Annotated in this window: 24 protein-coding genes; 18 read left to right on the top strand and 6 right to left on the bottom strand. The window is 74.1% G+C overall.

The features are described from left to right. The first annotated feature begins 39 nt into the window (after positions 1–39). The gene (locus FJK98_RS20835; RefSeq protein ID WP_145920529.1) at positions 40–1,401 is read left to right on the top strand and encodes a PQQ-binding-like beta-propeller repeat protein; all 1,362 of its coding nucleotides are present in this window, start codon (positions 40–42) and stop codon (positions 1,399–1,401) included. A 133-nt stretch (positions 1,402–1,534) separates the two neighbouring features. Here the strand turns inward: FJK98_RS20835 and FJK98_RS20830 are convergent, their stop codons facing one another. Next, on the bottom strand, positions 1,535–2,059 hold the full coding sequence (locus FJK98_RS20830) for a PepSY domain-containing protein (protein WP_145920528.1): 525 nt from the start codon (positions 2,057–2,059) through the stop codon (positions 1,535–1,537). Positions 2,060–2,145: 86 nt separating this feature from the next. Continuing rightward, positions 2,146–3,435, bottom strand: coding sequence for a HAMP domain-containing sensor histidine kinase (locus tag FJK98_RS20825; protein WP_145920527.1), 1,290 nt, complete (start codon positions 3,433–3,435; stop codon positions 2,146–2,148). Between the two features lie 136 nt (positions 3,436–3,571). Between FJK98_RS20825 and FJK98_RS20820 the strand changes: the two genes are divergently transcribed. Further along, entirely contained in the window at positions 3,572–4,033 is a 462-nt protein-coding gene (locus FJK98_RS20820) for a septum formation initiator (protein WP_145920526.1), read from the top strand. Positions 4,034–4,067: 34 nt separating this feature from the next. Here the strand turns inward: FJK98_RS20820 and FJK98_RS20815 are convergent, their stop codons facing one another. Together FJK98_RS20815 and FJK98_RS20810 are read right to left on the bottom strand one after the other, a co-directional pair. Further along, entirely contained in the window at positions 4,068–5,171 is a 1,104-nt protein-coding gene (locus tag FJK98_RS20815) for a HAMP domain-containing sensor histidine kinase (RefSeq protein WP_145920525.1), read from the bottom strand. Further along, the gene (locus tag FJK98_RS20810; protein WP_145920524.1) at positions 5,168–5,827 is read right to left on the bottom strand and encodes a response regulator transcription factor; all 660 of its coding nucleotides are present in this window, start codon (positions 5,825–5,827) and stop codon (positions 5,168–5,170) included. The genes FJK98_RS20815 and FJK98_RS20810 overlap by 4 nt, the downstream gene beginning before the upstream one ends. Positions 5,828–6,012: 185 nt before the next feature. Here FJK98_RS20810 and FJK98_RS20805 point away from each other — a divergent pair, with 185 nt between their 5' ends. From FJK98_RS20805 to FJK98_RS20755, 11 genes are all read left to right on the top strand, one after another. Further along, positions 6,013–6,903 (top strand): trypsin-like serine protease, encoded by an 891-nt coding sequence (locus FJK98_RS20805; RefSeq protein ID WP_145920523.1) that lies wholly within the window; start codon positions 6,013–6,015, stop codon positions 6,901–6,903. 94 nt (positions 6,904–6,997) lie between these two features. Continuing rightward, positions 6,998–7,981: a Gfo/Idh/MocA family protein gene (locus FJK98_RS20800; RefSeq protein ID WP_145920522.1), complete on the top strand. Its 984-nt coding sequence runs from the start codon at positions 6,998–7,000 to the stop codon at positions 7,979–7,981. A gap of 10 nt (positions 7,982–7,991) precedes the next feature. Further along, on the top strand, positions 7,992–8,915 hold the full coding sequence (locus FJK98_RS20795) for an ABC transporter permease (protein WP_145920521.1): 924 nt from the start codon (positions 7,992–7,994) through the stop codon (positions 8,913–8,915). Between the two features lie 3 nt (positions 8,916–8,918). Beyond that, positions 8,919–9,866: an ABC transporter permease gene (locus FJK98_RS20790; protein WP_205789078.1), complete on the top strand. Its 948-nt coding sequence runs from the start codon at positions 8,919–8,921 to the stop codon at positions 9,864–9,866. 22 nt (positions 9,867–9,888) lie between these two features. After that, positions 9,889–11,403 (top strand): ABC transporter substrate-binding protein, encoded by a 1,515-nt coding sequence (locus FJK98_RS20785; RefSeq protein WP_145920520.1) that lies wholly within the window; start codon positions 9,889–9,891, stop codon positions 11,401–11,403. Between the two features lie 26 nt (positions 11,404–11,429). After that, positions 11,430–12,452, top strand: a complete 1,023-nt coding sequence (locus FJK98_RS20780) for an ABC transporter ATP-binding protein (protein ID WP_145920519.1) — start codon at positions 11,430–11,432, stop codon at positions 12,450–12,452. Next, the gene (locus FJK98_RS20775) at positions 12,427–13,449 is read left to right on the top strand and encodes an ABC transporter ATP-binding protein (RefSeq protein WP_145920518.1); all 1,023 of its coding nucleotides are present in this window, start codon (positions 12,427–12,429) and stop codon (positions 13,447–13,449) included. Before FJK98_RS20780 ends, FJK98_RS20775 begins: the two co-directional genes overlap by 26 nt. After that, positions 13,446–14,408: an N-acetylglucosamine kinase gene (locus FJK98_RS20770; RefSeq protein WP_168222522.1), complete on the top strand. Its 963-nt coding sequence runs from the start codon at positions 13,446–13,448 to the stop codon at positions 14,406–14,408. The genes FJK98_RS20775 and FJK98_RS20770 overlap by 4 nt, the downstream gene beginning before the upstream one ends. Next, on the top strand, positions 14,405–15,088 hold the full coding sequence (locus FJK98_RS20765) for an N-acetylmannosamine-6-phosphate 2-epimerase (RefSeq protein ID WP_145920517.1): 684 nt from the start codon (positions 14,405–14,407) through the stop codon (positions 15,086–15,088). Before FJK98_RS20770 ends, FJK98_RS20765 begins: the two co-directional genes overlap by 4 nt. Beyond that, on the top strand, positions 15,088–15,795 hold the full coding sequence (locus tag FJK98_RS34690) for a GntR family transcriptional regulator (protein ID WP_168222521.1): 708 nt from the start codon (positions 15,088–15,090) through the stop codon (positions 15,793–15,795). Before FJK98_RS20765 ends, FJK98_RS34690 begins: the two co-directional genes overlap by 1 nt. Further along, a complete protein-coding gene (locus FJK98_RS20755) occupies positions 15,795–17,429 on the top strand; it encodes an FAD-dependent oxidoreductase (protein ID WP_145920515.1) in 1,635 nt (544 codons plus the stop codon). Before FJK98_RS34690 ends, FJK98_RS20755 begins: the two co-directional genes overlap by 1 nt. A 35-nt stretch (positions 17,430–17,464) precedes the next feature. On the opposite strand, the gene FJK98_RS20750 is transcribed toward FJK98_RS20755, so the two are convergent. Both FJK98_RS20750 and FJK98_RS20745 read right to left on the bottom strand, forming a co-directional pair. Further along, a complete protein-coding gene (locus FJK98_RS20750) occupies positions 17,465–17,905 on the bottom strand; it encodes a hypothetical protein (RefSeq protein WP_145920514.1) in 441 nt (146 codons plus the stop codon). A 163-nt stretch (positions 17,906–18,068) separates the two neighbouring features. Continuing rightward, positions 18,069–19,574, bottom strand: coding sequence for an endo-1,4-beta-xylanase (locus tag FJK98_RS20745; protein ID WP_240762207.1), 1,506 nt, complete (start codon positions 19,572–19,574; stop codon positions 18,069–18,071). A gap of 635 nt (positions 19,575–20,209) precedes the next feature. On the opposite strand from FJK98_RS20745, the gene FJK98_RS20740 reads away from it, so the two are divergent. The 5 genes from FJK98_RS20740 to FJK98_RS20720 all read left to right on the top strand — a co-directional run bounded on the left by FJK98_RS20740 (position 20,210) and on the right by FJK98_RS20720 (position 25,796). Further along, a complete protein-coding gene (locus tag FJK98_RS20740) occupies positions 20,210–21,592 on the top strand; it encodes an FAD-dependent monooxygenase (RefSeq protein WP_145922900.1) in 1,383 nt (460 codons plus the stop codon). 133 nt (positions 21,593–21,725) lie between these two features. Next, positions 21,726–23,306, top strand: a complete 1,581-nt coding sequence (locus tag FJK98_RS20735; RefSeq protein WP_145920512.1) for a phenylacetate--CoA ligase family protein — start codon at positions 21,726–21,728, stop codon at positions 23,304–23,306. 2 nt (positions 23,307–23,308) lie between these two features. Then, the gene (locus FJK98_RS20730; RefSeq protein ID WP_145920511.1) at positions 23,309–23,749 is read left to right on the top strand and encodes a DUF4188 domain-containing protein; all 441 of its coding nucleotides are present in this window, start codon (positions 23,309–23,311) and stop codon (positions 23,747–23,749) included. After that, positions 23,746–24,834, top strand: coding sequence for a GNAT family N-acetyltransferase (locus tag FJK98_RS20725; RefSeq protein ID WP_145920510.1), 1,089 nt, complete (start codon positions 23,746–23,748; stop codon positions 24,832–24,834). The genes FJK98_RS20730 and FJK98_RS20725 overlap by 4 nt, the downstream gene beginning before the upstream one ends. Then, positions 24,834–25,796, top strand: coding sequence for a nitroreductase (locus tag FJK98_RS20720; protein ID WP_145920509.1), 963 nt, complete (start codon positions 24,834–24,836; stop codon positions 25,794–25,796). Before FJK98_RS20725 ends, FJK98_RS20720 begins: the two co-directional genes overlap by 1 nt. Positions 25,797–25,827: the final 31 nt, after the last annotated feature.

Here is a 25,827-nt window from a genome sequence, read left to right as displayed (position 1 = left end):
CTAGGGTGACGGCTCGACCGTCCACCGAGGGGGAACCCGTTGCCGTCACACCGACCAGCCCGTTGGCGTACCACCGCCGTCGCCCTGACCCTGGTCGTCGGGCTTCCCGCCTGCGCCGCGCCCCGCCCGCAGCGTCCGCCGACGCCTGTCGAGCAGACCCCGGAGCGCCTACGGGAGGGCACCAGGTCACCCACCCCGCAGGTCCCGCAGGCGGCCTGGTCGGTGTCGGTGCGGCGGATCGACCAGGAGCTGGGGGAGACCGGTCGGCTCATCGTCGTCCCCGACGGGCGGGAACTGCGGGCGGTGGACCGGGCCACCGGGCAGCAGCGGTGGGCGCACCCGTTCGACGGCAGCTTCCGGTACGTCATCGCCGGCGGGTCCATCGTGGTCAGCGACAACAACGACGGCGGTGTGGACGTGCTCGACGCGCTCACCGGTGCCACCCGGTGGCGGGCCGCCGGCAGCCAGGACGTGGTCGTCGACGGGCAGGCCGTCTACGCCCGGGACTGCGTCGGTGCCGGGACGGCGGCGACCTGCGTGATCATCGCCAGGGAGCTGGAGAGCGGTCGTCAACTGTGGAAACTGCCGTCCGACCGGTTCGCCCGGGTCGGCGACGTCACCCTCGGCGCGCGCCCGCCGTACGCGCCGGCCACCGGCCGGTACGTGGTGGTGCGGCTGGGCACCTCCGGCCGGGCGGCCACCTACACCCCGGTCGCCCCCACCACCGGGCGGGCCGGCGCCGGGCGGCTGCCGAACCGGGCCTGGTTCGGCTTCGCCGCCGACGACCTGCTGGTCAGCACCGACCATGACCCGCCCAAGGGGGACCGGCGCTGCACGGTCAGCATCGCCAGCGTCAACGCGGGCACCGGTGCCAAGGGCTGGTCCGGCGCGGTCTACAGCGGGCGTCGGCAGGACGGCGAGTGCGCCAAGCGGCTGGCGAACGACCGCAGCGGGAAGGAGCTGATCGGGGTCGGGACCCGGCTCGTCGCGGTCACCGCCGACGAACGGCCGCAACTGGTCGACCTGCGTACCGGCCGGACGGTCTGGCAGGGCGTCGCCGCCGGTGTCCCGATCGACGGCGACGACCGGTCGGTCCTGGTCCGCGACACCGCCGACAGCGGCGCGCTGGCGTTGCTCGACCTGGCCACCGGCGTCGCCCGCTGGACCGCGCCGGACCCGGCGCTGCCCGGTACGTCGGCGAGCTGGCGGTCGGCGGTGACGGCCCGGCTGGTGGCGGTCAGCGGGGCCGAGGACGACCGCCCGATGGTGCTGGTGTTCGAGGCGGACACCGGCCGCCAGCTCGGCCGCTATCCGGGATGGCTCGCCGGAGCCGGCACGGACTGGGTGGCGGTCAGCCACTCCGGCACCGGTGGCCTCACGGTCGACCTGCACACCTTCTGACCGCCGGCACCGACGGGGTGGGCCGCCCCGGCAGAGGTCGCCGGGGCGGCCCACCCCGTCACCGTGCGATGGCGGCACCGGCCCGGTCGGCGGTCCGGACCGGGCCGGGTGTCCCCACCCCACATCCGGACGCTCAGTCGTCGTCGCCGTCGTCGTCCCGGTCGTCGGAGTCGTCGTCCTGGTCGTCGTCGTCCCGACCGGACCGGTCGTCGGCGTCCGCCTTCTCCTGCTCGGACTTGACGATGCCGCCGTTCTCCCGGTCGACCTCGATCTCGTGCTCGGTGTCGCCGTTGATGATCTCCACACTCCAGACCGGGCGGCCTTCCTCCCGCTCCCGCTCGATCTCGGTGATCCGACCACCACCCACCTTGGCCAGCGCGATCTCACCGGCCCGCTGCTGACTCACCGCGTCGTCGGTGGCCGGGGCGGTGCTGCCCGGAGTCCCCGCCGTCGGGCCGCCGTCCGGCGTCCCGGCCGTCGGCGTGCCGCCGGGGGTCCCGGCCGTCGGCGCGACGGTGGGGTCCGCCGGGGCGGGAGCGGTCGTCGCGGCGGTGGGGCCGGGGGCCCGTTCCGCGGCGGACACGCCGATCGCCGTGCCGGTGACGGCGAGGACGGCCGCGCCGCCGGCAGCGGCCAGGAGCAGGGATGTGCGCTTCATGATGCGTACCTCCGGAGTTCTCGGTTGGTGCGCTCAGCGTGCTCCGGCGGTGGATAGCGGCGCGCTGCGCCGACCCTAAGCTCCGGTTAAGCCGACCTGGGCGGTCCGAGCCGCAGCGTCACCACCGCGCCGCCCTGCGCGCCCGACCCCAGGTCGAGCCGGCCGCCGCTGGCCTGCGCGGCCCGCCGGGCGATGTCCAGGCCGAGCCCGGTCGAGCCGGCCTGGCTGGCCCCCCGCTCCACCAGGGCGGCCGGTATCCCCGGCCCCGCGTCGCAGACGGTCAGCGCGGCCCCGGCCGCCTCCCGGGTCAACCGGACGGTGAAGCCGGTGCCCTCCGGGGTGTGCGCGAAGACGTTGCCCAGCAGCGCGTCCACGGCCGCGGCCAACTCGTCGGCGGGCACCCCGACCGGCAGCGGCCCGGCCGCGAGGTCGAGGTCGACGGTCCGGCCGGTGTCCTCGGCCAGCACCGACCAGAAGGCGACCCGTTCCCCGACGATCGCGGCGGCGTCGGCGGTGACCGCGCCGGGACCGCCGTCAGCCGGGTCGCTGCGCCAGCGCGCCTGCCGGATCAGGCCGGTCACCGCCCGCTCCAACCCGTCCACGGCCGCCGCCACCCGGGCCGCGTCGTCCGGGTCGCGCAGCGACTCCGCCTCCAGCCGCAGCGCCGTCAACGGCGTCCGCAGCCGGTGCGACAGGTCCGCCACCTGCTCGCGTTCCTCCCGCAGCAGCACCTGTATCCGGGCGGCCAGGTGGTTGAGCGCACCGGCGACCTCCCGCAGCTCCGGCGGGCCGGCCGGCTCGGCGCGGGCGGTCAGCTCGGCGTTGGCCAGCCGGTGCGAGACCGAGGACAGTTCGGTGATCGGCCGGACCAGGGTGCGGGCCAGCCGGTCGGCCACGGCGAGGCCGAGCAGCACGAGCACGACGCCGAGCGCGGCCAGCACCAGCCAGGCGCGGGCCACCCCGGCGGTGACGTCGGCGCGGGGCACCACGGTGCGGATCACGCCGGTGCCGTCGGCCCGGCCCTGCACCGCGATCACGATCTCCCGACCGCCGTCCAGCTCCGCGGTGAGGCTCTGGCCCCGGGCGGCGAGCGCCACCGCCGGGGTACGCGGCTCCTGCGCGCCGAGCACCGTGCCGTCGGGCAGGTAGACGCTGACCGGCCGCCCCGACTCGGCGGCGAGCTGTTCCACGGTCAACCGGATCGTCGCCGTGTCGGCGGTGCCGACCACCGGCACCAGCCCCTGCACGTCGGCGGTCGCCCGGACGGTGGCCCGGTCCTCGGCGACCGTGCGCACCAGCAGGGCCAGCGGCACCAGGAAGGCCACCAGGGTCAGGCAGCTGGTCGCCGCGACCAGCAGCGCCAGCCGCCGTCTCATCCGTCGTCCCCGATCAGGAGCAGGGTTGCCACCGCTAGGCAGGCTAGCCGGTGCCACCGGACCACGGGTCGGCTCTTAACCTCCGCTTATCCTGCCGCCGGGCCCGGCTTAGCGGCCGGTCGGGCATAGTCGGGGCATGGGTCGCCGTACGCTCCTCGCCACCGCCGGCTGGCTGGCCGCCGCCGTGCTCGCCACCCTGATCGGGGTGGCCGCGATCCGGCTGGTCGGGGAGAGCATCACCGGCACCCCCGGCGGGGTGCGCAGCCAGGCCGAGGTCGAGCGGGCCCTGGCGGCCCCGGAGCCGACACCGTCGGCCCCGGCGGCGTCCGCGCCGTCGTCCCCCACCGCCGGCCCCGCTACGACGCCCGGCCTGCGCCGCAGCTTCTCCACCCCCGGCGGTACGGCGGTCGCCGAGTGCGTGGGGTCCGAGGTGCGGCTGGTCTCCTGGGCCCCGGCGCAGGGCTACCGGGTGAAGGACGTGGACCGGGGCCCGGACGACGACGCCGAGGTGACCTTCGCCGGCCCGGCGGGGGAGTTCGAGGTGAACGTGGGCTGCATCGGCGGCGAACCGGTCGCCCGCCCCGGCGACAGCGACTGAGCGTCGGGCCGGTGCGCCGCCGGTCGGCGGCGGTTCAGCCGTCGTTCGCGCCGGTGTCCACCGTCGGGAAGGTGACCTGCACCCGCAGCCCGTCGCGGCCGGTGGAGGAGGCGGTGATGATGCCCTCGTGCGCCCGGGTGATCGAGCGGGCGATCGCCAGCCCGAGGCCCGCGCCGCCGCTGTGGTCGATGCGCTTGCCGAAACGGCGTCGGAACGGCTCGAACAGGGCGGCGACCTCGTCCGGGGGGACGTCGTCGCCGGTGTTCTCGACGACCAGCGCCGGGTCGGTGCCCACCCGCACCGTGAGGGTGCCGTCGGGCCGGTTGTACTTGAGGCCGTTCTGCACCAGGTTGACGACCAGCCGTTCCAGCAGCACCTGCTCACCGACGACCAGCCGGGGGCTCAGCCGGCTGACGACCGTGACCCCGGCCTGCTCGGCCCGGCCGCGGTGGGCGTCGAGCACCGTCGCGACGATCCGGTCGAGCCGCAGCGGGACGCGGGTCAGCAGGCCACGGTCGCTCTCGCTGAGCACCAGCAGCCCCTCGATCAGCCGTTCGTTGCGTTCGTTGGTCTCCAGCAGTTGCGCGGCGAGCAGTGCGAGCTGGTCGTCGGTGAGGCTGCGGGCCAGGCCGACCTCGATCAGGGTGCGCTGGACGGCGAGCGGGGTGCGCAGCTCGTGGGACGCGTCGGCGGCGAACCGGCGCTGCGCCTCGTATCCCACCGCGATCCGGTCCATCATCTCGTCGATGGTGCGGCCGAGGACGGCCAGCTCGTCGCGGCCGGGGCCGGGCCTGAGCCGGTGGCCCAGGTTCTGCGGCCCGACGTCGGCGATCACCGGGACGAGGTCCCGCAGCGGGCGCAGGCACCAGCGGACGGCCGGGTAGGCGGCGGCCAGCAGGGCCAGCAGCACCACCGTGACGGCGATCGCCAGGGGGATGCTCGGCCGTCGGAACACCTGGACGCAGACGAACGGGGCGTCGCCCGCCGGGGCCTGCAACGCGGGGGTGGCGCACCAGGACGGGCCGAACTCCCGCCACAGCGCGAGCAGCATGTCGGCGGCCGTCGTCACGAACGGGGCGACGAGCAGGAGCGCCCCGACGACCAGGAGCATCCGCCGGGCCGGTGAGGGCAGGTTCATGCCCCGAGCCGGTAGCCGACGCGGGGCACGGTGTGGATCACCGGCGGGTCCCCGAGCTTGCGGCGCAGGGTCATCACGGTGGTCCGTACGGTGTTGGTGAACGGGTCGGCGTGTTCGTCCCACGCCTGTTCCAGCAGGTCCTCGGCGCTGACCAGCCGGCCGCCGGCGCGCATCAGCACGTGCAGGACGGCGTACTCCTTGGGGGACAGCGACAGCGGCATCCCGTCGCGGGTGGCCGTGTGCCGGGTGACGTCCAGCACGATGCCGTCCTGTTCCAGCACCGGGGGCAGCGCCGGAGTCGAGCGCCGGGACAGCGCCTGCAACCGGGCGACGAGTTCGGCGAAGGCGAACGGCTTGGTGAGGTAGTCGTCCGCGCCCAGGCCGAGACCCTCGACGCGTTGCCGGATGCCGGCGGCGGCGGTCAGCAGCAGCACCCGGGTGCCGGTGGTGGAGCCGGCGATCCACCGGCACACCTCGTCGCCGCTCTGGCCGGGCATGTCCCGGTCGAGCACGGCCACGTCGTAGCGGTTGACGGCGAGCCGCTCCAGGGCGCTGTCGCCGTCGTAGACCACGTCGACGGCCATGGACAACCGGCGCAGCCCCTCGGCCACCATGTCGGCCAGCACCCGCTCGTCGTCGGCCATCAGCACCCGCACGCCGCCCCCCTTCCCGTCGTTCCCCCGTGCCCGGGACCGCCCGCAAGGCTGGCACCCGGCGCATAAAGAACCGATAAGGGCGCCGCTGACGCCGCCCGGACGGCCGGGGCCGCAGCATCGCAGCGTTCCTGCTCCCGTACGTACAGGCTGGTGAACCCGTGCTCCGACTCGCCACACAGTGTGTCATGGTCGTCCTGACGGCCACGGTGGTTGCCGTCGCTCCCGTCGCTCCCCGGCCGGCGTCGGCGATCGCCCACGGCGAGGACGCGGCCGACGGCGCGTACCGGTTCACCGCCCGGCTGACCATGACCGGTCTGCCGGCGGCCGGCGGTGGCACCCGGGACAGTTGGTGCTCCGGCGCGCTGGTCGCCCCGCGCTGGGTGATCACGGCCGGCCACTGCTTCCGTACCCCGGACGGCCGGCGGGTCGGCCGGACGGTGGCCGGGCGGACCACCGTCACGGTCGGGCGGACGGACCTCGGCGGCCGGGACGGCTACGAGGCCGGCGTCGTCGCGGTCCGTCAGGCGGACGGCGCGGACGTGGCCCTGGTCGAACTCGACACCGCGATCACCGGTGTGGCACCGCTGGGGCTCGCCGACGTGCCGCCGGTGGCGGGCGAGGTGCTGCGGTTGACCGGGTACGGGCTGACGGCCGCCGACGCCGCCGCGCCGACGCAGCGGCTCCAGACCGGCGAGTTCACCGTCGGTCGGGTCGGTACCGACGTCGTCGAGACCTCCGGCCGGCGGCCCCGGACGGACACCAGTCCGTGTCCGCACGACTCCGGCGGCCCGTACTTCCGGGAGCGGGCCGACGGTACGGCCGTCCTGGTCGCCGTGGTGAGCACCGGTCCGGGGTGTCCGCACCCGGGTCCCGACTTCAGCGCCCGTACCGACGTCCTCGGCGGGTGGATCGCCGACACGGTCGATCCGTCGCCGGGGCCGGTCCGGTGGCTGTCGGCCGGCGTCGGCGCGGGGGTGGTGCTGCTGTCGGCGGCACTGGTGGTGCTGCGCCGTCGCCGCGCGGGTGGCCACCGGCGATCGTCGATCCCGCAGGTCGGAGGCCGGATGCGGAGGTGAATTCGTGTCTTGCGCGACCCGGACCGCAGGTGTACAACTATCGCAGCTAGGTACACATCTAGCTTTCGTTGGTACGCAACAGTGGGGGCCGGGTGTGGACCGCTTAAGGGTCGGTGTCGTCGGAGTCGGGGTCCAGGGACAGCTGCACGCCCGCGCGCTGCGCGACGTCCGGCAGGCCGAACTGGTGGCCGTCGCCGACATCTCGCCGGGTAACCGTCAATGGGCCGAGACCCACCTCGGCGTCCGGGCCGTCCCGGACATCGGCGACCTCCTCGACGAGGTCGACGCGGTCAGCATCTGCACGCCGGACCACCTGCACGAGGACGCGACCCTCGCCGCGCTCGCGGCGGGCAGGCGGGTGCTGCTGGAGAAGCCGATGGCGCTCTCCACGGCCAGTTGCGACCGGATCATCGCCGGCCGGCCCGACCCCGACGCCCTGATGATCGGCCACGTGCTGCGGTTCGACCCCCGGGTGCTGCGGCTGCGCGAGGTGGTGCGCTCCGGCGAACTCGGCGACATCTGGCACGTCAAGGTGTGGCGGTGCACCTCGCAGGCGGTCGGGGAGGGAATCTGGGACCGGACCTCGGTCGCCTGGTTCCTCGGCATCCACGACGCCGACCTGCTGCGGTTCGTGACCGGCCACGACGTCGAGGTCACCGGCGCGGTCGGCCGCAAGGTGCTCTCGCCCAGCCACGATGTCGTGCACGCCACGGTCCGCTTCGCCGACGGGGCCATCGGCACGATGGAGAACAACTGGACGCTGCCGCACTCCCGGCCGTCGCGGGCCGACGCCGGTCTGCGGATCGTCGGCGAGCACGGCATCCTCGAAATGAACCTCTCGCACAACGACCTGCTGTACGCCCGCCGCGACGGCGTGGCCAGCTTCATGGACACGTACTTCTGGCCCAGTCGGGACGGCGGCGGCGCCTACAACCTGCGTACCGAGCTGGAGGCCTTCGTCGACGCCGCGCTCACCGGCGGGCCGACACCGGTCAGCGGCGAGGAGGGCCGCGCGGCCGTCGCCGTCGTCGAGGACATCGAGGCGGCGCTGGCCGGCGACCCGCCGCCCGGCAACTGAGGGGTCCGGGATGCTGCGGTACGCGCTGCGTCGCCTCGCGATCTCGGTACTGGTCCTGTTCGGCGCGGCGACGGTGGTCTTCTTCGCGATGCGGGCGGTCTCCGGCGACCCGGCGACCGCGGTGCTCGGCCCGGACGCCGACCAGTCGGCCGTCGAGGCGCTGCGCCGGGAGTACGGGCTCGACGCCTCGCTGCCCGTCCAGTACGTCCAGTTCCTCCGGCGGGCCGCCACCCTCGACTTCGGTGAGTCGTTCCGGCTGCACGACGCCGCGACGAACCTGGTGCTCACCCACCTGTCGGCGACCGCCGCCCTGGCGCTGACCGCCTTCGCCATCGCCCTGGTCCTCGGGTTCGCCCTGGGCACCCTGGCGGCGACCCGACCCAACGGCGTCGTGGACCGGGTGGTCTCGGTGCTGTCGATGCTCACCCAGTCCCTGCCGACGTTCTGGGTCGGCATCATGCTGATCCTGGTCTTCTCCCGGTTCCTGCACCTGCTGCCCAGCTCCGGTGCCGCGTCCCCGGCCGCGATGGTCATGCCGGCGGTGACGCTGGCCCTGCCGCTGCTCAGCGTGGTGCTGCGGCTGGTGCGTTCCGGGCTGCTCGACGTGCTGCACGAGGACTACGTGGTCACCGCCCGGGCCAAGGGCCTGTCCGAGACCCGGGTCGTCGGCTGGCACGCCATGCGCAACATGCTGATCCCCGTCGTCACCGTGGCCGGCCTGGAGTTCGGCAGCCTGCTCGGCGGCGCGGTGATCGTCGAGACCGTCTTCGCCTGGCCGGGGGTGGGGCGACTGATGACCGACGCCATCGCCGCCCGCGACTACTCGGTCGTGCAGGCCTGCGTGATCACCGTCGCGGTGATCTTCATCGTCATCAACCTGCTCGTCGACCTGCTGTACGTCCGGCTGGACCCCCGGGTCCGCGAGAGCGTCTGAGAGGTGACCACCGTGTCCGACGGCGTACCCGGCCCGGCCGTGCTCGGCGCCCCGCTCGTGCCCACCGACGGCGGTCCGCCCGACGCGACGTCGACCCCGCCGGCCGCCCCACCCCGCCGCCGACGTCGCCGGCTGCGCCTGTGGCTCCCCCTCGGGGTGATCGCCGCCTACCTGGTCGCCGGGGTGATCGGGCCGCTGATCGCCCGGTACGACCCGATCGCGACCTCCGTCGCCGACCGGCTGCTCCCGCCGGGCAGCCGGATGTCCGACGGCGGCCTGGCCCTGCTCGGCACCGACCAGGTCGGCCGGGACCTGCTACCCCAGATCATGCAGGGCGCCCGGATCTCGTTGCTGGTCGGCGCGGCGACCCTGCTGCTGGCCGGAACGGTGGGCGCTGCGGTCGGCATCCTCTGCGGCTACCTCGGCGGGGTGGTGGACGCGACAGTCATGCGGCTGGCCGACATCCAACTGGCCTTCCCGTCCATCCTGCTCGCCGTCTTCGTCGCCGGCGTGCTCGGTTCCAGCGTCACCAACGTCGTACTCACCCTGTCCATCACCACCTGGCCGATCTTCGCGCGGGTCGCCCGCGCGCAGACCATGGCGACCCGCTCCCGGGACTTCGCCAACGCGGCCCGCACCCTCGGCGCCGGGCCGTGGCACGTCGTACGGCACTGCGTGCTCCCCGCGGTGGCCAGCCCGTTGCTGGTCATCGCCACCGTCCAGCTCGGATTCGTCATCGTCGCCGAGGCGTCGCTGAGCTTCCTGTCCCTGGGCATCCCGGCCGGCACGCCGAGCTGGGGCACCACCATCGCCAACGGCCGCGACTACCTGGCCAGCGCCTGGTGGATCGCCACCCTGCCAGGCCTGGTCCTGGCCGTCTTCGTGGTCTGCGTCGGCGTGCTCGGCGACGAACTACGGGACCGCTCCGATCCGAACCTCTCCACCCGGTAACCCGTCAGCGAAATGGGAAGACATGAGATCTTCGACCATCCGACTCGGTGCGTTGGCCCTCGCCGGCGTACTCGGACTGACCGCGTGCTCCTTCGGCTCCGACGACCCCGCCGGTGACGGCGGCGGCGTCACCACCCTGCGGGTAGCCAACCCGACCCCGGTGGTCTCGTTGAACCCGTTCGCCGCGAACTCGGCGGACCAACCCACCCTCACCGTCGTCCAGGAGGTCTTCGAGACCCTCGTGGTCCGCGAGGACGGGAAGATCGCCCCGAAGCTCGCCGAGAGCTGGACCAACCCCGACCCGCTGACCTGGCAGTTCGTGCTGCGCAGCGGCGTCACCTTCGCCGACGGGACGCCGATGACCAGCGCCGACGCCAAGGCGTCGCTCCGGGCGCTGATCGACGGCAAGGGGCCGCTGGCCGGGCTGTGGGCCACCGTCGACGACATCCGCACCCCCGACGAGCGCACCCTGACCATCCACACCACGAGCCAGCTCGGCACCGTGCTGAGCAACCTCACCCTGCTCTGGATCGCCCCCGCCGCCAAGCTCGGCGACAACGCGTTCTTCGACGCCCCGTACGGCACCGGCCCGTTCAAGGTCTCGTCGTTCACCGCCGGCCAGAGCGTGAACCTGGTCCGCAACGACAACTACCGGGGCGACCGGCCGAAGCTGACCAGCATCTCCTACCGCTACATCCCCGAGGTGTCCGGCCGGGTGACGGCGCTGTCGAACAACGAGATCGACGTGACCTGGGGCCTGCCGCCGGACCAGCTGACCGGGCTGCGGGACAACAAGGACCTGACCGTCCGGTCGTTCCCGACGTACGCCAACTACTACATCTGGTTCAACAGCTCCCGCAAGCCGTTCACCGACGCGCGGGTCCGGCAGGCCATGTGGCACGCGGTCGACTTCGCGAAGATCAGCAAGTCGCTGTTCGACCAGGCCGGGACCCCGGCCACCGGCCCGCTGCCGGAGGCCGTGTTCGGCGCCGCCGGCCAGAACCCGTACGCCTACGATCCGGACCGGGCCCGGCAGTTGCTCACCGAGGCCGGCTACCCGGACGGGTTCAGCACCACGATGATGTGGAGCAGCGGCTGCTGCACCAACGGCAACTCCTTCGCCGACGCGATGATCAGCGACTGGGCCAAGGTCGGCATCGTGGTCAAGCCCCAGGAACTGGAACGGGCCACCTGGCTGGACAAGCTGCTCAAGCTCGACTGGGACAGCACGATGACCACCGGCAGCACGGTCACCGGCGACGCCGACTTCACCCTGGCCCGGCTGTATCTGTCGACCGCCAAGCGCAACGGCTACGCCAACCCGGAACTGGACCGCATCCTGCTCGCCGCCCGCGCCGAACTCGACCAGGACAAGCGGGCCACCCTGTACGCCCAGGCCGGCAAGATCGTCTGGGACCAGGCGGTGGGCATCTTCCCGCTCGACCTCAACGGCAACGTCGTGCTGCGCGGCAACGTCGAGGGGTTCACCCCGACCCCGAACGACCTGCCCGACTTCGCCGGCGTGTCGCTGCGCTGACCCGAGAACCGGACCCGGAGGACCCGATGGTCGCACCACCGCACACCCCCCGTCCCCTGTTGACGGTCGACGATCTCGTCGTCTCGTTCGACGGCCCGCTCGGCGCCTACCGGGCGCTCAACGGCGTCTCGTTCTCCGTCGGCAGGGGCGAGACCCTGGCGATCCTGGGGGAGTCCGGGTCCGGTAAGTCGGTCACCGTCCGCGCGGTGATGGCGCTGCTGCCCCGGCACAGCGCCACGATCGAACGCGGCACCATCCGCTACGACGGCGAGGAGATCTCCGCGCTGCCGGTACGGCGTACCCGCGAATTGTCCGCCACCGAGATGGCGATGGTCTTCCAGGACTCGTTGACCGCGCTCAACCCGGTGGTCCGGGTCGGCCAGCAGATCGCCGAACTGTTCCGGGTCCGGCAGCGCACCTCACGCCGGGAGGCCTGGCGGCGCGCGGTCGCCGGCCTGGAACGGGTCGGCATCCCGAACGCCGCCCGTCGGGCCCACGACTACCCCCACCAGTTCTCCGGCGGGATGCGCCAGCGGGTGGTGATCGCGATGGCCCTCGCCCTGCGCCCCCGGCTGCTCATCGCCGACGAGCCGACCACCGCGCTGGACGTGACGGTGCAGGCGCAGATCATGGACCTGCTGCGCGAACTGCGCGAGGCCGACGGGATGTCGATGATCCTCATCACCCACGACCTCGGGGTGGTCGCCGACGTGGCCGACCGGGTCGCCGTCATGTACGCCGGCACGGTCGTCGAGTCGGGCCCGCTGCGCACCGTGTACGACGCCCCGGCCCACCCGTACACCCGGGGGTTGATGGCCTCGGTCCCCGCCCCCGACCGCCCCGGCGAGCGGCTGACGCCGATCGAGGGGATGCCGCCGTCGCCACTGGCGACGCCGGCCGGCTGCCCGTTCCACCCCCGGTGCCCGGTCGCCCGCAGCGCCTGCCGCACCGACCGGCCGACCCTGCGCACCGTCGCCGCCGGCCACGAGGCGGCCTGCCACTACGCCGAGGAGGTGATGGCCGGTGTCGACGTCGCAGACGCGGCTTGAGGTCCGGCAGCTCCGGGTCAGCTATCCGACCCACGGCGGTCTGCTGCACCGGTCGGCGGCCGTGCACGCGGTGGAACGGCTCAGCCTGACCGTCACCACCGGCCGCACCCTGGGCCTGGTCGGCGAGTCCGGCTGCGGCAAGTCCACCCTGGCCCGGGCCATCGTCGGCCTGCGCCGACCGACCGGCGGCGAGATCTGGTACGCCGGCGAACGGGTCGACACCGCCGACGCGGCCCGCCGACGCCGGCTGACCGCCGAGATCCAGATGGTCTACCAGGACCCGTACTCGTCGTTGAACCCCCGCAAGAAGGTGTCCTTCATCGTCACCGAGGGGTGGCGGGTGCACCGCGGTTCCGTCCCCCGCGACCAGTGGCCGGCCCGCACCGCCGACCTGCTGGCCCGGGTCGGTCTCGCCGCCGAACTCGCCGACCGGTATCCGCACCAGCTGTCCGGCGGTCAACGCCAGCGGGTCGGCATCGCCCGCGCCCTGGCCATGTCGCCCCGGATCCTGGTCTGCGACGAGCCGGTCAGCGCGCTGGACGTGTCGGTCCAGGCGCAGACCCTCAACCTCCTCGCCGACCTGCGGGCCGACCTGGGGCTCGGCTACCTGTTCATCGCGCACGACCTGTCGGTGGTCCGGCACATCAGCGACGACCTCGCGGTGATGTACCTGGGCCGGATCGTGGAGACCGGCCCGGCGGCGACGGTGTACGACACCCCGGCCCACCCGTACACCCGGGCACTGATCTCGGCGGCCCCGGTGCCCCGCCCCTGGGCGAGCCCGCCGGCCGAACGCATCCTGCTCACCGGCGAGGTGCCGTCCCCGGCCTCGCCACCGTCCGGCTGCCGCTTCCGGACCCGGTGCCGCCTCGCCCAGCCGCGCTGCGCCGAGGTCGAACCGGAACTGCGCACGGTCGCCGGACGCGAGGTCGCCTGCCACTACGCCGAGGCCAGCCTGGCCGACAGCGCACCGTCGCACCCGGCGGTGACCCGGTGAGCGGCGTCGAAGCCGTCCGGGTCGGGGTCGACCTGGGCCAGGGCGGCTGCCGTGCGGTGGCCCGGCACGGCCGGTCGACCGGGCACGCCGAGACCCCGGGCTTCTGGGCCGGTGACGCCGACGCCCGGATCGCCGAGGCGGTGGCCGGCGCGCTGGCCGACCTGGGCCCGCTCGGCCCGGACCCGACGGTGCTGGTCGGCGTCGGCATGACCGGGCTCAACGGCCGGCCCCCGGCGACCGACGCCCTGCGGGCCGGGCTGAGCACCCTCGGTCGGGCCGGGCGGCTGCGGGTCGCCGACGACAGCGTGACCGCCTACCTCGGTGCCCTCGGCCCGGTCGCCGGCGCGGTCGTCGCCGCCGGCACCGGCGCGGTGGCCCTCGCCGCCGACGCCGCCGGCCGGACCGCCCGCTCCGACGGCTGGGGCGCCGACCTCGGCGACCGGGGCTCGGGACACTGGATCGGCCGGACCGCGATCCGGCTCGCCCTGCGCGACCGGGACCGGGCCGCGCCCGGCCGGCTCGCCGACGCGGTGACCGCCGCCTGGGGGCCGGTCGAGACGCTGCCGGCCCGCTGGCGGGCCGACCCGCCGACCCCGGAACGGGTCGCGGGCTTCGCCGCCACGGTCGCCGACCTGGCCCGCGCCGGCGACGACGACGCCGGACGGATCTGGTGCCGGGCCGGCGAACTGCTCGCCGAGTCGGTGGCCGGGGCGCTGTTCCGGGCCGGCCTCGGTGCGGCCCCGGTCCCGGTCGCCGGCACCGGCGGGGTCTTCCGGGCCACCGACCTGCTCTGGCCGTCGTTCACCACGGCGCTGCGCGCCGCGGCGCCCGCGGCGCAGCCGGTGCCGGCCGCCGGGGACCCGCTCGCCGGTGCGCTGGCCCTGGCCGACGCACCGCCCGGCCCGTTCGCCGCACTCACCGTCCAGACCGACTTCGACGCAAAGGCAGAACACCGATGAACGTGGCCGATGCCATCCGTGGACGCCTGGTCGTCTCCTGCCAGGCCCAGGGCCGCAGCCCGTTCCGGGACACCGGACACATGATGGCGATGGCGGCCGCGGCCGTGCTCGGCGGCGCCGCCGGGCTGCGGGGGCAGGGCGTGGACCACGTGCGGGGCATGGTCGATCTCGGGGTGCCGGTGGTCGGGCTGGTCAAGCGGCACACCCCCGGCAGCCCGGTCTACATCACCCCGACCGAGGCCGACGTGACCGCGCTGACCGGTGCCGGGGCGCAGATCGTCGCGGCCGACGCCACCGGCCGGCCCCGGCCCGGCGGGGAGAAGCTGTCCGACCTCGTCGCGGCGACCCACGCCGGCGGGGCGCTGTTCATGGCCGACGTCGACAGCCTGGACGCGGCCATGGCCGCCGTCGACGCCGGTGCCGACCTGGTCGGCACCACGCTGTCCGGATACGTCACCGGCCCCGTCCCGGACGGACCGGACATCACCCTGGTGGGGACGCTCAGTCGACATTGTCCGGTTCCGGTCATCGCGGAGGGGCGATACCGTACCCGTACCCAGGTCGCGGCGGCGTTCGACGAGGGCGCATGGGCAGTCGTCGTCGGCACCGCCATCTCGGACCCGGTCAACACCACGCGCAGGTTCGCGCAGGCCTGCCCGCATCCCCGGTTGGACTCGTGATGACCACCAAACTGAGCCAGATCCGCACCGAACTCCGGCACCGCGTCGCGGGCCTGCCGGCGCACTCGGCCCTGCCCCGCGAACGGGACCTCGCCGAGGAACTCGGCGTGAGCCGGACGACGCTGCGCCAGGCGCTGCGCGAACTGCTCGACGCCGGCCTGGTCTACACCATCCGGGGGCAGGGCACCTTCGTCTCGGACACCCGGATCGCCAAGGGCACCAGCCTCAGCGGGTTCACCGAGGACATGCTGGCCCGGGGCCTGCTGCCGAGCAGCAAGCTGATCGTCGCGGACGCGATGGTCGCCCGCGACGCGACGGCCTCCGAACTCGGCCTGCCCGAGGGGTCACTGCTCTACCGGGTGGAGCGGCTCCGGCTCGCCGACGGCGCACCGATGTGCCTCGAAGAGGTGCACCTGCCGGCCGACCTGTTCCCCGGGCTGCTGGTCGAGAACCTCGACAACGGGCTCTACGGGATCATGAAGGACCGGTACCACGTCCAGGTCACCGTGGCCCAGCAGATGATCGCCGCCGTGGTGCCCACCCGCCGGCAGTGCGACCTGCTGGAGATCCCGCCCTCGGCGGCGCTGCTCGAGGTACGCCGGATCGGCTACGACGGACGCGGCCGGGCCGTCGAACGCGCGGTGTCGCTCTACCGGGGCGACCGTTACCACTTCTCCCTGACGGCACGACGAGGCGAGGCGGACTGATGCGTACCACCCCGGCGGAGCAGCACACCGACGTCCTGGTGGTCGGCGGGGGCGTGGGCGGGATCGCCGCCGCGCTGGCCGCCTGCGAGGGCGGCGCCCGGGTCGTCGTGATCGAGCCGTACGGGTGGATCGGGGGACAGCTCACCTCGCAGGCGGTGCCGCCGGACGAACACCCGTGGATCGAGACGCACGGCTCGACGGCCAGCTACCGCCGGTTCCGGCAGGCGGTACGCGACCACTACCGGACCTGGTACCCGCTGGCGTCCGACGAGTCCACCCGGCCACTCAACCCGGGCAACGGCTGGGTCAGTCCACTGTGTCACGAGCCCCGGGCGGCGCTGGCGGTGCTCCAGGCCATGACCGCCCCCTGGCGGGCGGCGGGGCGGCTGACCGTGCACACCCGGGCGCAGGTCGAGCGGGCCCACACCGACGGGGACACGGTGACCACCCTGACCGTCCGACTCGCCGACGGCACGCTGCGCCACCTCGGCGCTAGCCTCGTCCTGGAGGCTAGCGAGACCGGTGAGCTGCTGGCCCTGGCCGGCATCGAGCACCGCACCGGCACCGAGTCGCAGGCGCAGACCGGCGAACCGAGCGCCCCGGACCGGCCCGCCCCGCTGAACATGCAGGCGGCCACCGTCTGCTTCGCCCTCGACCATGTCGACGGCGACCACACGGTGGACCGGCCTGCCGACTACGACCACTGGCGGACCCGGACGGCGCCCGGCTGGCCGGGCCCGCTGTTCAGCTGGACCTACCCCGATCCGCGCACGGGTCGCCCGGTCACCGGCCGGTTCACCCCCAACCCCCGCTCGACGGCGACCTCGATGGAGGAGGGCCTGATGGCGCCGGAGCTGTGGACGTACCGGCGGGTCATCGACCGGCAGGCGTTCCGGCCCGGCCTGTTCGCCAGCGACGTGACGCTGGTCAACTGGCCGATGAACGACTACCTGGACGGGCCGCTGTTCGACGTGCCGGACGCCGCGCGGCACGTCCGGCGGGCCAGGGAGGCCAGCCACGCGTTCCTGTACTGGTTGCAGACCGAGGCGCCCCGCCCGGACGGCGGCACCGGTTTCCCCGGCCTGCGGCTGCGCCCCGACGTGACCGGCACCGCCGACGGCTTCGCGCAGGCGCCGTACATCCGGGAGGCCCGCCGGTTGGTGGCGGTGACCACGCCGACCGAGCAGGACCTGTCGGTCGCGGTGCGTGGGGCCGCCGGTGCGGTCCACTATCCCGACACGGTCGGCACCGGCCACTACCGGATCGACCTGCACCCGACGACCGGCGGCGACGGCTACCTCGACGTGGCGGCGCACCCGTTCGAGATCCCGCTGGGGGCGTTGCTGCCCGAGCGGGTCACCAACGTGATCGCCGCCGGCAAGGCCGTCGGCACCACCCACATCACCAACGGCTGCTACCGGGTGCACCCGGCCGAGTGGTCGATCGGGGAGGCCGCCGGCGCGTTGGCCGCGTACTGCCTGGACCGGCAGATCCCGCCGCACGGGGTCCGCGACAGCGCGAAGTCGCTTGAGGACTTCCAGTCCGAGCTGGCGCGGCGGGGGGTCGACCTGCGCTGGCCGACGGCCATGGCGACGGCCCCGGGGTCGGCGGGAGGCGACGCCCTGCCCCGCTGAGCCCGACGTCCGGGGGAGTGCCGAGCCCCCCGCCGTCAGCGACGACCGCTGGTCAGGGCGACGAGATACTGCCCGCCGCCCTCCTCGACGCTGGCGGTCACCGGCAGTCCGGGCACCAGCCGGGAGAACCGGTCGACCAGCCAGTCCGCCGTCTCCTGGGCGTCCCTGCGGCGCGGACAGCGGGCGACCACCTCACGGCCCGCCTTGCGGGAGAGCCGCTCGGCGACGGTGATCAGCGGCGCGGGCTCCACCACGTGCAGGTGATCCGGCCAGGCGATGACGACCTTGACTGCCCCCTTGCGGCTGTTGCAGGCGCGGTGGGCGAGCCGCTCCACGACCTTGGCCTTCCGGTCGGCGGTGCGGCTGTCGACGCTGGGGCCACGCGCGTGGTTCACCGACATGTCGGCGTCGACCGGCTCGTCGCACACCCAGCATCGCCAACCGTCCCGCTGCGCGACCTCATCGAGGAGACTCATCCGTGCAACCTAGCCTGCCGCCGGGCGACCGGACCGGCCGGCGGACCACCGGGTCGCGGGGACGACGCGGCGGTCACCCGCCGGGTCGTCCCCGCGCCGTCAGAAGCCGCTTCCGCCCCCTGTCCCGGGCGGGCGGCCCGCGCCCACCCGGGACAGGCGGTGTTCAGGAGGCGGTGCAGACCGGGGTCAGGCCGCCGGCGGACCCGGTGCCCTGGAAGCCGAACTCGGTGTACTGGCCGGCGGCGACCGAGCCGTTGTAGTTGACGTTGCTGAACTGGACGCTACCGCTGGTGCCGGTGCGGTTGGCGTTCCACACGCTGGTGACCGCGGCGCCCGACGGCAGGGTGAGCTGGACGTTCCAGCCCCGGATCGGCGCGCTGCCGGCGGTCACCCGGACGGTGGCGACGAAACCGCCGGTCCAGGAGTTCAACGACACCGTGGCCGTGCAGCCGGTCGTCGGCGGCGGCGTGGTAGGCGGGGGAGTCGTCGGCGGCGGGGTGGTGGGGGGCGGCGTCGTCGGCGGCGGGGTGGTGGGCGGCGGGGTGGTCGGCGGTGGCGTGGTGGGCGGTGGCGTGGTGGTCGGCGGGGTCGTGCCCCGGCCCTTGTTCAGCTCGTCGAGGACGGCGTAGTACGCCGCCTTCTTCTGGTAGCTGCCGTTGCCGCCGGTGAACAGCAGGCCCCGCTCGGAGGAGCGCCACGACTCGCTGTCGGAGATGCCCCAGACGGTGATGCCGGTGCACTTCGCGACGTTCAGGCAGGCCCGGACGACCTTGCGGTAGTTCTCCGCCTGGCCGGTGCCGATGTCGTTGTTGCTCAGGTCGTCGTCGATGTCCACCTCGGACAGGTGCACCTCGACGCCGAGGTCGGCGAAGCGTTGGATGTTGGCCTGGAGGTCGTTGCTGATGATGCTGTTCGGGTTGTCGTTGAAGTGCGACTGGAACCCGACGCAGTCGATGTACTGGCGGTAGGTCCGCACGATGTCGTACAGCGCGTTGGCCTTGCGGTTCGGGCCACCGCCCTGGACGGTCAGCCCCTCGACGTCGTAGTCGTTGATGCAGAGCTTGGTGGAGTATCCGCCGGCCTGCACGACCTGCTTGGCCCGGATGAACGAGTCCCGGATGACGTCGGTGTCCCCGGCGTCGAAGAAGTCGCCGTCGCCGTTGGCGTCCCGGTTCATGGTGTGCGGCCACTGGTTGCGGCGGCGGCCGGTGTTGTTGTCCTCCAGCGACTCGTTGACCACGTCCCAGTAGGCGATCTTGCTGCCCCAGCGGTTGATGGCGTTGCCGATGAAGGTGTTCAGCGTGGCCTGGCTGGCCCCCTGGAGCGCGCCGGCCTGGGAGTGCCACACCAGCGTGTGCCCCCGGACCAGCATGCCGTTGCTCTGCGCGTGGTTGACCAGCTGGTCCGCGCCGCTGGTGTTCTGCAGCCCACCGCTCGACGTGGCGATCCGGTCGGGCTTCATGTCGTTCTCGGGGGTCAGCTGGCCGAATTCCTGGGCGAGGATCGGGTAGAGCCGGTTCGGTGAGGACGCGGTGCCGAAGAACAGACCGGCCTTGGCCGCCGCGGCCCGCAGCGTGGTCTCGGCGGCGGCGGCCGGGGTGCCGGACTGGACCGCCACCGCGCCGCCGACCAGTAGCAACACCGCCGCCGGCAAGGCTGTTCTGCTCACTATCCTGCGTCGCCTCAGGCTGCTGCCCACGGACCCTCCTCGGTACACGACTTCAATAATCGATGCATGTGTATGCCTATCGAAGGGTCAGTATCGATACCGGTCGACCATACTGTCAACAACTTTCGGAAATGTTCCGGAAACCTCTCCGGGGTTGGCGATCCGGCGGGGAGCAGGTTCGCGCAGGTGGACGCGAGGCGGGCCGGGGCCGGCGGGGGGATGGCGCGCGGACGGGTCCGCCGCTGACCGGGCGGACGCCGAAACATTCGAAACCCCGGAGTGCCCGTCGGCGGAAACGCGCTGGACAGGCCGCCGATCCGACGCGTACCTTGCCGCTGCCCCGTCCGCACCGCCCGAGGAGGTGAGACCCCGTGAACGTCGTACCGATGTGGGTGCTCCCCCGTCCCGTCACGGTCGGGCGACCGACGTAGCCGTCGCCCGGGAGTGCCCCACCGCCAGGCTCTCCCGAAAGGCTCCCCGTGTCCCGGCCGCAGTTCCCCACCCCCTCGCCCGTCGACCCGACCGTGCCCACCCCGGTCGGCGACCCCGGCCCCGACCTTCCGCCACCGGCCGGCACCGGTCCGCTGCCCCGGGACGCCGACGTGATCATCGTCGGCTGCGGCCCGACCGGCGCGATGCTCGCCGCCGAACTACGCCTGCACGACATCCGGGTGCTCGTCCTGGAGCGGGAGACCGAACCCCCGTCGATGGTGCGGATCGTCGGCCTGCACGTGCGCACCATCGAGCTGATGGCGATGCGGGGGCTGCTCGACCGCCTGCACGAACACGGCCGGCGACGACCCGCCGCCGGCTTCTTCGCCGCCATCGCCGCGCCCCCGCCCCCCGGCCTGGACACCGCCCACCCCTACCTGCTGGGCATCCCGCAGCCGGTCGTGGTGCGGCTGCTCGACGAGCACGCGACCGGCCTCGGGGCGCAGGTCCGCCACGGCACGCCGGTGGTGGGCCTCGACCAGGACGACGCGGGGGTGCGTGTCACCCTGGCCGACGGGCACCGGCTGCGGGCCCGCTACCTCGTCGGCTGCGACGGCGGCCGCAGCACCGTGCGCAAGCTGCTCGGGGTCGGCTTCCCCGGGGAGCCCACCCGGACCGAGACGCTGATGGGGGAGATGGCGGTCGGCATGTCGCCCGAGGAGATCGCGGCCACGCTGGCCGGGCTCGGGGAGGTCGACAGACGCTTCAGCCTCACCCCCTTCGGCGGCGGGTCCTGCCGCGTCGTCGTCCCCGCCGCCGGGGTCGCCGACCGTACGGTGCCACCCACCATCGCCGACGTCCGACAGCAGTTGCGCGCCGTCGCCGGCACCGACTTCGGGGTGCACTCCCCGCGCTGGCTGTCCCGCTTCGGCGACGCCACCCGGCTCGCCGACGCCTACCGGGTGGGGCGGGTGCTGCTGGCCGGCGACGCGGCGCACATCCATCCGCCCATCGGCGGGCAGGGCCTCAACCTCGGCGTGCAGGACGCGGTCAACCTCGGCTGGAAACTGGCCGCCCAGATCCGGGGCTGGGCACCGGTCACCCTGCTGGACACCTACCAGGACGAACGCCGCCCGGTCGCCGCGGACGTGCTGGACAACACCCGCGCCCAGACGGAACTGCTGTCCACCGGACCCGGCCCGGCGGCGGTACGCCGGCTGCTCACCGAACTGGTCGGCCTCGACGCGGTGAACCGCCACCTGACCGAGAAGATCACCGGGATCGGCGTCCGCTACGACCTCGGCCCGGGACCCGACCTGCTCGGCCGGCGGCTGCGTGACCTCGACCTGCGATCGGGTCGCCTCTACGACCGGCTGCGCCACGGCCGGGGCCTGCTGCTGGACCGCACCGGCCGGCTCGGCGTCGCCGGCTGGGCCGACCGGGTCGACCACCTCGCCGACCCCACGGCGGCCCTGGACGCCCCCTGCGTCCTGCTGCGCCCCGACGGTCACGTCGCCTGGCTCGGCGACGACCGGGCCGACCTGGACGACCACCTGACCCGCTGGTTCGGCCGGCCCACCGGCTGACCCCTGCCGGCCTGGCCGTGCCGGGAACACCCCGGCACGGCCAGGCCGGGCCGGCCGACCGAGTAGGAATACTCAGGTATCCACCGCACCCGGCCTCAGGACCCGGCGCGCCGGCCCGGACAGAGTGGTCGGCATGGCCGAGCTACCGCACCGACCCGTCGCCCTGCGTACCGTCGAATCGCCGTTGCCGGCCGTGGTGGCGCACGGCCGGCAGGTCGGCCTGGGGGCCCTCGGCCGCGCGGTGGCCGCGCTGGGCCGGCTCGCCGCCCGGCACCCCGCCGGCTGGCGCTGGACGGCCCGGCGGCACCACCCGGTGCTCGACGGGCTGGCCGCCGCGCACGCCCGGACGGTGTGCGCGCGGGCCGCCCGGCAGGTCCCCGCCTACCGCGCCTTCCTGCAAGCCCGCCCGGCGGGCGTACGCCGCCGGCTCACCGACTTCCCCGAGACCGACAAGCGCAGCTATGTGACGGCGCACGACGCCGCCGCCCGGTGCCGGCACGGGCGGCTGCCCACCCGGGGGGTGGTCGTCGACGAGTCGGCCGGCTCGGCCGGGCAGCCGTTCAACTGGCCGCGCAGCGAACGGGAACTGCGCGCCGTGCACCGGGACATCGCCGGCTACACCGGGCTGGTATTCCCGATGCGCCGACCGTTCGTCATCAACGCCTACTCGATGGGCGCCTGGGCCACCGGGACGACCACCGGCGCGGCGATGGCCCGGATCGCGGTGGTGAAGAACACCGGCCCCGACCTCGGGAAGATCATCGACACGCTGCGGGAGTTCGGGCCCGAATTCGACTACCTGGTGACCGCCTACCCGCCGTTCCTCAAACACCTGCGCGACCGGCTCGACGCCGAGGGTTTCCCCTGGTCGCGCTACCGCGTCGCGGCCAGCTGCGGCGGGGAGGGGATGACCGAGGCGCTGCGCGACTACCTGGAGCAACGCTTCACCCTCGTCCGGTCGGCGTACGGGGCGTCGGACCTGAGCATCGGCATCGGCGCGGAGACCCGCTTCACGGTGTGGCTGCGCAGGCGTCTGCAGACCGACCGGGGGCTGCGCGACGCCCTGCTCGGCACCGACGAGCAACGGCTGCCGATGGTGTTCCAGTACAACCCGTTCGCCACCTACCTGGAGACCAACGAGCGACGGGAACTGCTCTGCACGGTCACCGGCGGCGACGTGCTCCAGCCCCGGCTGCGGTACAACGTCGGGGACGAGGCGCTGCTCGTGCCGTACCGGCGGGCCGTCGACCTGGTCTGCGCCGACCCGGTACGCCGGGCCGAACTGCGCACCGCGCTCGCCGCCGAGCGGATGACCCTGCCGCTGCTGCTGCTCTTCGGTCGCAGCGACTCCACCATCTCCTACCTCGGCGCGAACCTCTACCCGCAGGACGTCGAGTACGGCCTCTACGTCGGCAACCCGTACGCCGCCGAGATCAGCCGGTTCTGCCTGGCGCTGGTCGAGGACGCGACGCTGGAGAGCCGGCCGGTGATCCACCTCGAACTGCGCCGCCCGCTGGCCGCCGCGCAACGCGCCGCGCTCGCCGACGCGTGCCGGCTCGGCGTACGCCGGCACCTGACCTCGGTCTCCCGCGACTTCGCGCAGTCCCTGGTGGAGGACTCCACCGCCGGGGACCTGCGGGTCGAGCTGCACACCCCCGGCACCGGCCCGTTCGCCGGGCAACAGAAGATCAAGAACAGCTACCTGGTGAGGTGACCATGCGTACCCGTGACTTCTCCCGAGCCCCCGCGCAGGCCCGCGCCGGCGCCATGTTCATCGGCGGCACCCGCTACACCAACCCGCTGGTGCTGCTGCGGCTCGCCCCCTCCTGGTTCCGGATGCTGCGCGACATGCGCCGGATGAACGGCTACTGCTGGCACACCGTCTACTGGCAGTTCCCGCTGACCCTCGGCACCATCGCGTTCTTCACCGACCGCGACGCGATGCTGCGTTTCGCCCGTACCCGGCACCACCGCCGGCTGATGGTCTGGCTGACCGACGGCACCCGCAACGCCACCGCCGGCTTCATCCGGCTCTACACCGCCAGCCCCGACGGCTACTCCAACGGCACCTGGCGGGCCGAGGGCCCCGAGATGGGTCACATCGCCACCTTCACCCCGCTGGGCGCGGAGACGACCGGGCCGGCGGTACGCCGATGAGCCCCGCCCGGCACCGGTTCACCCGGGTCACCGACCGGCGCGGCCTGCGGCAGTTCCTGGCCTTCGGCGACCGCCTCTACGTCGGCGAACCCCGCCACGTGCCCACCCCCCGCCAGCAGATCCGCCGCTGGTGGCGCGACGGCGTACCGCTGTACCTGCTGCGCGACGCCGCCGGCACGGTCGTCGGCCGGACCACCCTGCACACCGACGCGGACTTCGACGCCAAGCTCGGCCGCCGGTGCCAGCTCTTCGGGCTCACCGAGTTCACCGAGCCGGCGGCGCAGCCGCTGTTCGACGCGATCACCGCGCACGCCGGCACCGACCGGGACCTGATGTTCGGCCCGGTGGCGCTGCTCCCCAACCAGGCCGGCGGCGTGATCACCTCCGGGCACGCCGAGCGGGGCTTCGTCGACAGCGCCTGGAACCCGCCGTGGTACGCGACCGCCTACGAGGCGTCCGGGTTCGTCCGCCGGTTCGAGGCCGACACCTGGATCTGCCCCGTGCCCGCCCCGCCGGAGCCGGTCCCGCCCGTGCACGTCGACCCGGACGGCGCGCGGATCGCACTGCACCGGGGCGACGTCCGCCGCCTCGACGAACAGCTCGACCTGCTACGCGGAATGCTCAACGCCTCCTTCGCCCAGCTCGGCTACTACACGCCGATCTCCGCCGCGCAGCTACGGCGGCAGACCGACGGGCTGGCGTACCTGCTGGACGAGTCGCTGCTGCTCTACCTGACCCGCGACGGCGAACCGGTGGCGTTCGTGCTATGCGTACCCGACATCTCAGAGTTCCTGATCGCCGTCCGGGGCGACCTGCACCTGCTCAACCAGGCCCGGTTGCTGGCCGCCCGCCGCCGCTACCGCCGGGAGGCCGTGCTGATCGTCAAGGGGGTGCTCCCGCAGCACCAGGGACGCGGCTACCAACGGCTGCTCTCCACCCACCTGCACCGCAACCTGTACACCGGCGGCTACACCACACTGCGCAGCACCTACGTCGGGCGGGACAACGCCGCCTCGGCCGCCCAGTACCGCCGCCTCGGCGGTCGCCCGCTGCACGGGTACACCTTCTACGCCAGGGAGCGCTGATGGACCACGACGCGTTCCGCGCCCTCGAACCGTGGTGTTGGCGGGCACCGAGCGCGCACAACACCCAGCCGTGGCGGCTGCGCTACGAACCCGACGCGATCCGGATCGGCTGGGACCCCGCCCACACCCTGCCCGTCGGCGACCCCACCGGCCGGGACCTGCGGCTGTCCCTCGGCGCGTTCGTCGAAACCTGCCTGATCGTCGCGGCCGACGCCGGCCTGCGGCTGGAGTACGTCGCCGACCACGACGAACACCACCGGTGGGTGGGGCTGCTGCGCCCCGCGCCCGAGCGTCACCCGACGCCGTTCCGCACCACCGACGTGTGGGAACGCCGCACCCACCGGGGCGTCCTCGCCGGGGCGGTGGGCCCGGACACCCGCGCCGCGCTGGACGCGGTCGCCCGCCCTGCCGGCGGCGGCGTGCGGGCCGTGCCGGACGCCGGCCGGCTCGGCACCCTGCTGCGCACCGCCGACCGCCGGCAGTACGCCGACCCGGCGGTCGTCGCGGAACTGCGGCACTGGCTGCGGCTGGACCCGACACATCCGGGCTACCACGCCGACGGGCTCACCGACAGGTGCCTCACCCTGTCGCGTCCCGCCGCCGTCGGGCTGCGCGCGGCACTGGCCGGGTACCCGGTGCTGCGTCCGCTGGGCCTGCCCCGGCTGCTCGCCGCCGCCGACGACCCCCTCGCCCGCGGCGGCACCGTGCTGGTCCTGCTCGCCCCGGAGCACCTCGACCCGCCCGGCCAGGTCGAGTTCGGACGGGTGCTGCTGCGGGCCTGGCTGACCCTGCACACGGCGGGCCTGGCCGCCCACCCGCTGAGCCAGCTCATCGACGTCCCCACCACCCGGACGGCGCTCGGTGCGCTGCTCGACGTCGCGCCGCAGCGCCTGCTGCACGTCACCCGGGTCGGCCGACCCACCCGCCCCGCACCCCGCTCGGCCCGCCGGGTCCGGGCCTGACCGGCGCACCCACGGCCGACGCCCGACGGCC

This window comes from Micromonospora sp. HM134 (assembly GCF_007833915.1).
Taxonomy (GTDB): Bacteria; Actinomycetota; Actinomycetes; order Mycobacteriales; family Micromonosporaceae; genus Micromonospora; species Micromonospora wenchangensis.
The sequence above is the reverse complement of the archived record's forward strand: the minus strand, read 5'-3'. Positions and strand labels throughout refer to the sequence as shown.